13 protein-coding genes are annotated in these 9,693 nt (G+C 49.0%); all 13 read right to left on the bottom strand.

The features are described 5' to 3' along the window. The coding region (locus QZ995_RS08745) for a phage tail tape measure protein (protein ID WP_301805603.1) at positions 1-1,445 on the bottom strand (1,445 nt) is incomplete at its 3' end. Positions 1,446-1,617: 172 nt separating this feature from the next. Further along, the gene (locus QZ995_RS08740) at positions 1,618-1,983 is read right to left on the bottom strand and encodes a phage tail assembly chaperone (protein ID WP_301805599.1); all 366 of its coding nucleotides are present in this window, start codon (positions 1,981-1,983) and stop codon (positions 1,618-1,620) included. Positions 1,984-2,002: 19 nt separating this feature from the next. Beyond that, positions 2,003-2,449, bottom strand: coding sequence for a phage tail tube protein (locus tag QZ995_RS08735; RefSeq protein WP_301805596.1), 447 nt, complete (start codon positions 2,447-2,449; stop codon positions 2,003-2,005). Between the two features lie 14 nt (positions 2,450-2,463). Continuing rightward, positions 2,464-3,513, bottom strand: a complete 1,050-nt coding sequence (locus QZ995_RS08730) for a phage tail sheath subtilisin-like domain-containing protein (RefSeq protein WP_301805593.1) — start codon at positions 3,511-3,513, stop codon at positions 2,464-2,466. Between the two features lie 14 nt (positions 3,514-3,527). Beyond that, positions 3,528-3,974 carry a hypothetical protein gene (locus tag QZ995_RS08725; RefSeq protein ID WP_301805590.1) on the bottom strand — a complete coding sequence of 149 codons (447 nt, stop codon included), beginning with the start codon at positions 3,972-3,974 and terminating at the stop codon, positions 3,528-3,530. Between the two features lie 13 nt (positions 3,975-3,987). Further along, on the bottom strand, positions 3,988-4,308 hold the full coding sequence (locus tag QZ995_RS08720) for an HK97 gp10 family phage protein (protein ID WP_301805588.1): 321 nt from the start codon (positions 4,306-4,308) through the stop codon (positions 3,988-3,990). Positions 4,309-4,406: 98 nt separating this feature from the next. After that, positions 4,407-4,658, bottom strand: coding sequence for a hypothetical protein (locus tag QZ995_RS08715; protein WP_301805586.1), 252 nt, complete (start codon positions 4,656-4,658; stop codon positions 4,407-4,409). Between the two features lie 114 nt (positions 4,659-4,772). Then, positions 4,773-5,156 carry a hypothetical protein gene (locus tag QZ995_RS08710; RefSeq protein WP_301805584.1) on the bottom strand — a complete coding sequence of 128 codons (384 nt, stop codon included), beginning with the start codon at positions 5,154-5,156 and terminating at the stop codon, positions 4,773-4,775. An 18-nt stretch (positions 5,157-5,174) separates the two neighbouring features. Beyond that, a complete protein-coding gene (locus QZ995_RS08705; RefSeq protein ID WP_199793864.1) occupies positions 5,175-5,393 on the bottom strand; it encodes a hypothetical protein in 219 nt (72 codons plus the stop codon). A gap of 11 nt (positions 5,394-5,404) precedes the next feature. After that, entirely contained in the window at positions 5,405-6,523 is a 1,119-nt protein-coding gene (locus QZ995_RS08700; protein WP_301805576.1) for an SU10 major capsid protein, read from the bottom strand. Between the two features lie 62 nt (positions 6,524-6,585). After that, entirely contained in the window at positions 6,586-7,281 is a 696-nt protein-coding gene (locus tag QZ995_RS08695) for a phage scaffolding protein (RefSeq protein ID WP_301805574.1), read from the bottom strand. 72 nt (positions 7,282-7,353) lie between these two features. Continuing rightward, positions 7,354-8,181, bottom strand: coding sequence for a phage minor capsid protein (locus QZ995_RS08690; protein WP_301805571.1), 828 nt, complete (start codon positions 8,179-8,181; stop codon positions 7,354-7,356). Next, positions 8,181-9,683, bottom strand: a complete 1,503-nt coding sequence (locus QZ995_RS08685; protein ID WP_366919687.1) for a phage portal protein — start codon at positions 9,681-9,683, stop codon at positions 8,181-8,183. The genes QZ995_RS08690 and QZ995_RS08685 overlap by 1 nt, the downstream gene beginning before the upstream one ends. Between the last annotated feature and the right edge of the window lie 10 nt (positions 9,684-9,693).

Here is a 9,693-nt window from a genome sequence, read left to right as displayed (position 1 = left end):
GCTTCTTTCACAGTCTCCCAATTCTGAACCAGTAGATACCCCGCACCAACTAACGTACCTATACCGACAACTAACAGTCCTATCGGGTTAGCATTAGCCGCGGTATTAAACGCCCATTGTGCGGCTGTTGCGGTTAACATTACGGCCTTATAAGTCGCCCACGCCGTAGTAGCTCCGACAATCAAAGGACCAACGACTTCGAGTACGTCCTTGGTCGTTTTCCCCCACCGTTCCGCCTCTTTACTTCCGAGCCACTTATTGAAGACGGAGGCCGCATTCGCTCCTTTTTCCGCGAGGTCCTTTAAGGTAGGTAGTAACGGGGTGAACACTTCGATCTTTAGCCCTTCTAGCGCGGAGTTTAGTTGATCAACCGCTCCTTTAAAGTTATCGGTTTGAACTTTCGCTACCCTTCCGCTTGTACCCGCGCTATTCTCCAGCTCTTTCGTGAATTTACGTAGTTTATCGGGACCCGCATCCATCAACGCTAGGAATCCGCTACCAGCTTCCATACCCGCGATTATACCAGAAAGCGCCGTTTTCTGTTCGCTGGTCATGCCTTTCATCGCGTTTTGGAGGTCTTCGAGGATCGTGGCAAGCGATTTCATCTTGCCTCCGCTATCAAACAGCTTAACGCCGAGCTTATCTAGTGCCTCTGCGGCCTCTTTCGGAGGTTTCGCAAAACGGGCGAACAGTCCTCGTAACGTAGTACCCGCTTGTTCCGCTTGGATACCGGCACCACCGAGAATACCCGCCGCGGCCGCTGTTTCCTCTAACGACACGCCGAGCGCTTTCGCCCAAGGAGCCGCGTACTTCATGGTGTAACCGAGCATTTGAAGGTCAACGTTAGCTGACGTAAACGCCTTCGTAAGCACGTCGGCAACCCGTCCCGTCTCTCCTGCCGCGATCCCAAAGCCAGAGAGGATATTCGAGACGATATCGGCGGTTGTTCCGAGGTCTGTTTGACCCGCCGCGGCCGCAGCGAGAAGTCCGGGCATAGCCGAGATTATCTCGTTGGTCTTATAGCCCGCCATCGCGAGGAACTGCATACCTTCGGCGGCTTGGCTCGCGCTGAATACCGTAGAGGCGCCGAGTTCCTTGGCTGTCGTAGTTAATTTCGCAAGGTCTCCGGCGCTGGCGTTGGAAAGGGCTGCAACACGGGACATCGAACTTTCAAAGTCGGCCGCTGTTTTGATTCCGTCAAAGGCCGTACCTACAGCGACTACTGCGCCCGCCACCATTTTGAGCTGTCCGAGAAGATTCGGCAGGCCACCCGAGAAATTCCTCAACGATTGAGTGGCGGCATTCTGAGAATTACGATAGGAGCCGGTCGTTGCGGCAACCTTTTTCACCGATAAGTTCGTCCGGTCGAGTTCCGAAGACACTCGGCGGAGAGTCGGGGTCATCACGTCCACAATCCGTAACCGGCCTACTAGATCAAACGCCATGATTAACCGCCCCCTTCCCTATTCAACGCCGCAATCTCGTCTTCAACGGCGACCTCTGTAGAGGCGTACATAAAGATACGTTCACCTCTAGGCGCGTTATAAATGTAGGCTGGCGGGAGGCCCTGCCGCTGGAATATCGTGTGTATTATGAAAGCCTCGCCTCCCGCGCGTATTAGTTTTTTACTTGGTCAACCGCTGTCCCAATGTCATACCCAGATAGGTCTAAAATCTCAGAGACAAGCTTAATCCTTTCACCCGGAAGTAACGTCTTTTCAACAACTTTTACAGGGTCTTGTGTCTCATATTTCGCGAGTAAATCCGGGTGCGACCAGTCTGGTTTGATCGTTGCTTTTTGTATCATTATTAGGGCTTTCTTATTCTGATCGACTGTTTTCCCAAACGTCGCTCTTTCTTGGCTCTCTTCGATTTCTTGATCGTCAAGAGCACGGATACGGAACGTCCCAAATCGTTTCAGTGGCACGTCTTTTTCTGGTTTTTTGTCCGCATCAAGCAAAGCTTTTAATAGATCGTCTGTCATATCATCGTCCTCCTCATTTTTACTTCTCCTCAATGAAATCTAGGAACTCGTAATCTTCAAAAACAAAAGGCCACTCCGTCTCAACGGGTGACCCATGCTCAAATTTCATTACATCAATTTTGGTAAACTGAACGCCTTTTGCCAAAACTCGTTCGGCACCGTAAGCTTCGGGGTCATCGAGTTTCATAACGAGCTGGCAAACGAAAGCCCCGCTACGGTCGTCCATGATCTGTCCTATCTTACGGGCAAATGCAGACGATATCTTGTATCCGCGAATAGAACCGGTACACTCGATACTCATCGGCTTGTTCCCAGCTTTACGACTACCGGATCGCTTGATCTTTTCGTATTGGATTTCGACTGATAATTCGCCCGCGTTGAAGTTCGCCAGCCATACGCCGTCCATCCAGATTTCACCGAACGAACCGCTTATGACGCGGTTGGATTCTAGTAAATTTCTCGTCATCTATACTTACCTCCCTATACGTGGATTCGTAGGAAGATGCGTTCCATACTATCGGTCTCTGTATAGGCGATGTACAAATATACCGCGTCTCCCTTCGATTCAAATTCGGGGTCTAACATTACAACGGGGTCTTCTAAGACGTTCGCTTTACCTAACCGTTCTAGGTATGCCTTGATAGCCGCAATAAGTGCCGCCTGTCCGTCTCGGTTGTTATCAATTTTGCCGATGTAGTCACTCGCGGCTGTTTTTGGAATGTCCGTATTAATTGCCTGTCGACCGCGAATCTTACGTATCTTGGCACCGCTCGTTAATTGTCCTTTTTCAACGATCACGTAATCACCGTTGTGTACGAGGACAAGCGAGCCTGCTTCGAGTGCTTCCTCGATCTGTGCGTTCGTAAGACGTTTATTGACGTCATCTAACGGTAATCTAGCATACGTAATAGACCTATTAATAGGCGTTCCTGCGATGAGTCCCGCGATATAGGCCGCATACTCACCGGAAGGGTACTCCTTACCGTTTACTACGCCGCCGATTATCAAGTTGGCAACATAGTCATCCGCATTCTTCTTAGACCGAGCGTTCCCGATCGCAGGGTCGACATCATCTGCCGCACTTCCGCCAGTTACAAATATAAAATGAGTACCTTCTTTACGATTTCGTTTCGTCCATTCAGTGGCCGCGTCGACTTCCGTAGCATCAACGATTCCGTCATAGACAAACACGTTAAATATTCGTGTATCAAAGGCTTCGCGCATCTCTGAATAGGCCTGTGCTGTAGGCTCTTTTGGCAACGTATACGCTAGGACTTGCTTTGCGCCGCCTTGCAGTGCCAATCGAATGGATTGGATGTTTGTGGCCCCAAACAAGTCAGCCGCCTGTTTCTCGCTGCTCACCGTATAAAACGTCTTCTCAGCCGCCTTTGACCCATATTTTACAAGTGGAATCCCTACAATCCCCCGTGCTCCTCCGCGAATCTGTGCTTGTGCCGCTTCTAGGTAAATGATATAAAGCCCGGGACGAGTCGGCTCATTGAGACGATCCCATTCACCGCCTGTTGCCATAACGTAACCTCCTTTTATCGGGCCTCAAACCGCCCATATACGTGCATAATCTTGTCGTACTGTTCTTGCGTTCTTGCCTCGCGTACCTCCGTTGATAGCACCCCAAGCCGTGCGTAGAGGCCGCCCTCCGTTTTGAATGCCGTTGAAAAAGAAAAAGACCCGATACGGATATACCGCTTCGAGTCTTTCATTGGGATTAATGTCGTTCCATCGTTTGCTTTACGTTCGATCACGTCCATTTTTGCTAGGACATCCTGCGCGTCAACACCGTAGACTACGATCTGATAGTCGCGATCAATCCGGTAGTGATATCGCGTCTCGGACTCAGAATCGGCAGTCATGAGCCGGACGACTACGTTATTTTTCACGGGCTTGTCAGGTACCTCGTATTTCAACGCGATCGAAGGTAATGCCGCCTTTATAAACTCGCCTACTGATTCTTGCTCAACGAGTGCGGACATCGTACCACCTCCATTAGAAACCTAGTTTCTGGACTTCCGCTTTTACTCCGTCTTCAATGTCTTTTAGCCACTTCTGCTTACGTTCATCAGCCGGAGCATCTATAAACTTCGCGACAGTACCGGGAGTTGTCGGGTTCTTAATGTCGCCTTTTACCTCGTGAATGTAGCAAGCGTAATTAAAATTCGGCCACTTGGGTGTGGTTTCTATGGCAACGGCCGATATCTCACCGCTTACCTCACCGTTTTTCTGCCGGACTTCCGTACTAATGCCGCGCCGTAATGTGTCTTTGTCCAAAGGAGCAACGTCTACGGACTCCACTTTCCATTCGTCCATAGCATCGTGCATGCCGCGTTTGGTTGCGGCAAATACGACCTCGGGCGTTCGCTTAATCGCGTCCTTAAATGCCCGCATGTCAAATTCGAATTCCATCGTTACAACGCCACCTCCGTTAAGATAGGCTTGCCGCCAATATTGCGCTTAATCTCAATAGCTAACGGGCTATATTGACGCATTCTGCCGAGCTCGTCGGTAAACTCGATCCGATCACTAATTGAGATAGGCGCAAGCTTGTCACAAAGCACCTGCGCAGAGGACACGACTTCCTGCGAGGTAACGCCGTGCACGCCGCCTTGATTCGTTTGTGCCCGAACAAGCTTCGTCTTCTCCTGTATCCGGCAACGCAACGAAAAAGGATCGCCGTATACTGGTCGATCCCATTCGTCTGTCTTCGGATTGCCTTCGTCGTCTAACAACGCAGGGTAAACCGTTATCTTGTTTCGCATCGGCACCAAAGGCATTTATAACACGCTCCATCCTACGCCCCGACTTCCGAGTTTCACGCCGTTTTCCGCCCCGATTAGTTCACGACTTATTGGCGGTATCAGGTCGACTAGTTCCCTCGACTTGTCACGAAACGTAAAGGATGCTACGCCAGATAGCGAAAACGAACTAACTCCGTTATGAGCCTGCCGTAACGTGTCGTTAAACTCCCGGGCCAATACTGCCGCGAACTCATATACAGCCGCATCCGGTACCGTATATTTCGGATATGCGGACGTTAGTGTACGTGACGCGACGTTAATTATCCGTTGTTTTCTCGCTTCGTCACAGTCCGTCCAATCTTCGATATCAATAACATTTACGTCAATATAATCGTCTGCGGCTTCGATTGATAACGTCATAAGGAACCACCTCCGGTTTTATTCGGAGGCTTTGCCGCGTCCCTTTTTGGCGGGCTGTGCGACAGGTTCCTCCGTATGAGTTACGTCATCTGTACGCTTGATCCATTCGGGGACCAACGCGTCTAACATAGCAATTTCGTCTTCTTTTTCGGTTGAATACGTACCGAAGAAGTTAAACTTGACGCGGACATCGCCGCTATCGACTTCGTAGAACGGGGATGCTTTATAATCAGCCATTTGTTACCTCCTTACGATACCGAAGTGGAGATATTTTCGAGAATTGCAATCTTTTCTTTTGCGTTCTTCACCTTAACGCCGTACTCACCACGAATTTGGCGAGCTACAAAGTCAGCTCCCGGTACGCCCGCATCTACATCGTACAACGCACGGCCTTGCAACGGATGCATCGACAAGATAGTTCGATCGAATAGCGCTACCTTATTTTTCGGGAAGTTCGGATCAACGATGATAGTCGCTTCACCGCCACCTACGATGTCAGAGACGAAAGTGGAGATACGGTGTCCAGTCGTGGTATCTTGACGCTCGGTGCGAATTGTATTAGATGCTAGCTTCGAGATTTGACGTGCGCCCGCAGTGTTCGTAAGGATCGTGTTAACGTTACCGCCACGAAGATAAACTTCCTCCATTAAATCGTTGATGACCTTTGCGTCGATCTCTTTGCCGCTTAGGTTCTTTTTAGCAGCGCCCTTCTTATCCGCGTAATACAATAGACCACCGCTCATGCTCGGTGTACCCTTGTTACCCATAATTTTACGACCGTAGATCAAGGTATCGTTCATCTCGCGGGACATCTCTTGCAAGCGTAACTCAACCTGGTAGTTTAATTCGTCGGTTACGTTGTGGGTACGAACTGCCATTTGCGTATTGGAGACGGATGCATAGCGCTCATAGATTTGGGTATAGTTGTCATCAACGTAACGATCATGACCCTCGTCTTGACCTACGCCAGCACCTTGTAATTGTGGACGAGCTACGATTCGAAGTTCTGCTCCAGCTTGTAGAGCCCCCGCCGTAGTACCGTCAAATCCACGAATTACTGTTACCTCGTCGCCAGCAACGGCAGTCACTTTCATGTACTCTTCGCCAGCTACCACGATTGCGTTAATACGGAATTTCTCACCGTCACCGTCATTTACAACTAATTGGGTATCTGTAGCCGTAACATCTGCCTTCACGTTGGCGCGGTTCGAGTTGAGGTTATCTGACATCCATTCAAATTTCGTCTGCGTTAGTGGCTCGCCATTTAGACCTACCAAACCTAATAGAGTAGGTGCATCGTTGATAATTAGATCAATACCGGCTGATAATTCACGTACTTGGTCTTTAAAATCATAGGTAAATAACATTAATGGGATTCCTCCTTGTTTTTGGGTATTAAAAAACCACCGCTAATAAATCGGTGGTATAGTTACTTACTTAATTGACTTAGTTTATTGGATAGTTCTAAGACCTTCCCAAAGTCCTTTCTCTTCTTGGCTTCCTCGAGTTGAGCCTCGAGTGTTTTAACTCCCGTCTCGTGAACGTATCCAGACGGCCCGCCAATCGTAGTAGGCTCTTTCTTTGCCTGTGCAACAAGATACGGCTTGGTCTCGACTAGAGATTGTATAACGCTGTCTACCCCTAACACATTACCTGATTCATCGAATGTTACTCTGGATAAATCAGTTGACGCAAGGATGTAGGCATCATCAATATGGGCAATATTCGCGCTAGTTGCCGCAGTAATAAACGCGTTACGAATTTTTTCCTGTCGGTACTTTGCTTCTATTTCGGCAACGCTTTGTTCAAGTGCCTGTTTTGCCGCGGCTTCCTTTTCATAGTCCGTTTTCCACCGCTCGATCTCGGTCATCTCAGATCGTTGCTTCTCTTCTTGTTCTCGTTCGTATTCCGCGAGCTTCGTTTTCAACTCGTCGTAATCAGCGTATTTTTCCGATTTCTTACGCTCACGTGCGATTCGATCCGCGACAATCCTGTCGAGTTCTTCCTGCGTAAAGGTTTTTGGTGTTTCTACAGAATCGTCCGTTGTTGAGACCTGTTCCTCTGTGTTATCCTCCGCAAAAGTTTGCAGATTCATTGGAAATAATAGGTTAAGAGTTTCAGTCATTTGTTACCTCCCGCTTAAAGCCCGTCGGCTATAAAGTTCCGAAAGTTTTTCGCCATTTCGTAAGGCAAAACACTATTCCGGGTTTCTAACCGGAGAGACTAAATGACGACAGCGAGGGTGAAAAATATCCCGTCGTCCTCTTAAATCTTCAAGATACGGATAGTCACCGGGCGCATCCGGTGTCAGCTTTACGATCCGACCTTCCCAAAGCCGGCAAGCATCTTTTGCCCCGTGCCTCGAAATCCTGCCGTAGTATACTTCGCGTCCAACAGCTTCGTTTATCGTTCCTTCCATGTGTGCAAACATCATTTTCGTACGGGTGACCATATCGACGTAGACCTCCGGCTTCCAACGCCTTCCCGCTGCGTCAATAATTCCGGTGTTTAAGGAGTCACCCAGAGTCTTACGGAGCCTTGCGAGTATGTCTCGATTGATCGTCCGTCTACCATTTACTCCTTTCGCCATGCTTGCCCGCATAGATTCTGCGGTTACCTTACGCACAGCATTTCGTACCCTTCGTTTTACGTTTTTTGTCACCGCAAGCAGGTCCTCTTGCGTATCCGCTATTACAGCGTTAGTCATTGCCTTATTCATTCGGTTGAACCTCGCTATTGAACGGGCCTCCTCAATTGTTGACGCGGCTCCTAGTGCATAAATAGCGTCTGCTATCCCGTTACTGACCGCTAAGGGTATATTGACTTGCACCCATTTCGCAGATTCTTTGTCCAGCGCCGACAATATACGGGCGACTTCACTTAGAGCCGCGATCCCGTTATCACGTGAAATTGACGTGATATCAAGCCGATCAAGCTCACGGAATATGTCCTCTACGGCTTGCTTGTATGCGCGAACTAGTTTCTCAGTTTCGTAGTCATAGTTAGGCATCGGTGGTTCTCGCATTACTCTTCACCACCCTCATCATTAAAAATGGACGAGTCCACCGTCCCGTTTGCGGCTTCTTCGTCCTCCTCAATTCGAGCTATAATCTCGTCAGCTTTTTCGTCGTCTACTTCGTCCATGTATTTGATCGCGGAGCGAACGTCTATAGTAGGCTTGCCTCCGGTTCTCAATGACATAGTTTCCGCAATCTCTTTCTCATCACGAGGTATACCGTCCTTCCAACGAATAGTTGGGTATGCTGGTGTATACGACTCGAAGCCCTCTACGCCGTCATTCGCAAAGTTCTCTAGTATTTGCGATGAGTACAACGCGTCACGAAAAGCACGATCAACATGCGCTCTAATCCGTTTAACCTTTGATAGAATCGGCATAAAACGTGACTTTATCGCTGATCCATCGGTATGTGACGTTCCGGTTCCGCCTTTGTCCTCTGCTAATGTCGTACCGAATAACCATTGCGGGGTCTCGCTCGTCTGAAATACAATGCCTAGTAAAACGTCTAGCTCTTTAAAGGCGCCGTCTAGCTGCGAATCCCACGTCATGTACCCGGGCGTAACCTCCGTTTCAGCTACGGGGATATAGCGCCCACTGAACCGTACGTCTGGCTCACCTAAATCGGGACCGTACGCAGTTGGATCGCTATGTTTCCACAGGATGTAGTCAATCTGAACCAGCCTATCGTTAATCGCGGCCAATACCGACTCTATCTTTTCGATACCGCTACTTCCTTGCCAATCGGTATCAGTAGACTTGTACGGGATATGATAGATCGCCATGTGAGAGAGACCCGTTGCAACAACGTCTTTCTCGCGTCCTGTACTTACCGTGTCCCCTATGGTGAATGTTTGAATAGGCGCATCATACCTCGTATCTACCGATTTAGGATGTAGCCGGAACCTCTCGTAGATTATTGCCCCTGGAACATGGCGTTCGACGTTAAGGTACGGAGTTTGCGTCATCTTCGAGCCCTCTACGATTGACTCTATTAATCCGTTTGTCTCCGTCACCCACTCGACCCATGCTATATTAATCGCCTTGAATCGTTTTCTCGATCCTTTTGATAGCTCTGGAAAAACGTTCGATGGATCAACCGCTTCAATAATCGGCTCAGGTTTCACTTTGATTTCAATACCATCGGGCACTTCCGATAAGTCCTGCCTTGGAGCATAGTACGTCTTGATGAACGCGTCTCCTCGTACTCCCGCACCAGTAACTATCTCGTGACCTAAAACGTTCAAATCGTTTTCCTCAACGATCGAGGTTAGTCGTTGTTGTTCGATGGAGGCGTCAGGTTTGCCGGATTCATACGAAGGCGGCTCACCGAACATTAAATCAGCCGGCTTTGTCAGCAGCACGTCCATCAGGTTGACCGCGATATAGAGCTTCGACAACTGGGGAGCATGCGGCGTATCCTTTAGGATTTCGGTAGCACGTTCGAGTACTTCCGCTTGCTTACCGTCAAAAATCTTACGGCCTCGATAGTATTTGGACAGGCGTTCAATGTCGCGAGCA

The sequence above is a fragment of the Brevibacillus laterosporus genome, from assembly GCF_030489605.1.
Lineage (GTDB): Bacteria > Bacillota > Bacilli > Brevibacillales > Brevibacillaceae > Brevibacillus_B > Brevibacillus_B laterosporus_E.
The sequence above is the reverse complement of the archived record's forward strand: the minus strand, read 5'-3'. Positions and strand labels throughout refer to the sequence as shown.

Bases quoted from the DNA above. Each gene is read 5' to 3' on its own strand.
- QZ995_RS08710 (WP_301805584.1), bottom strand. From the start codon at position 5,156: ATGACGTTATCAATCGAAGCCGCAGACGATTATATTGACGTAAATGTT.
- QZ995_RS08735 (WP_301805596.1), bottom strand. From the start codon at position 2,449: ATGACGAGAAATTTACTAGAATCCAACCGCGTCATAAGCGGTTCGTTC.
- QZ995_RS08700 (WP_301805576.1), bottom strand. From the start codon at position 6,523: ATGTTATTTACCTATGATTTTAAAGACCAAGTACGTGAATTATCAGCC.
- QZ995_RS08690 (WP_301805571.1), bottom strand. From the start codon at position 8,181: ATGCGAGAACCACCGATGCCTAACTATGACTACGAAACTGAGAAACTA.
- QZ995_RS08725 (WP_301805590.1), bottom strand. From the start codon at position 3,974: ATGTCCGCACTCGTTGAGCAAGAATCAGTAGGCGAGTTTATAAAGGCG.
- QZ995_RS08720 (WP_301805588.1), bottom strand. From the start codon at position 4,308: ATGGACGAATGGAAAGTGGAGTCCGTAGACGTTGCTCCTTTGGACAAA.
- QZ995_RS08740 (WP_301805599.1), bottom strand. From the start codon at position 1,983: ATGACAGACGATCTATTAAAAGCTTTGCTTGATGCGGACAAAAAACCA.
- QZ995_RS08705 (WP_199793864.1), bottom strand. From the start codon at position 5,393: ATGGCTGATTATAAAGCATCCCCGTTCTACGAAGTCGATAGCGGCGAT.
- QZ995_RS08730 (WP_301805593.1), bottom strand. From the start codon at position 3,513: ATGGCAACAGGCGGTGAATGGGATCGTCTCAATGAGCCGACTCGTCCC.
- QZ995_RS08695 (WP_301805574.1), bottom strand. From the start codon at position 7,281: ATGACTGAAACTCTTAACCTATTATTTCCAATGAATCTGCAAACTTTT.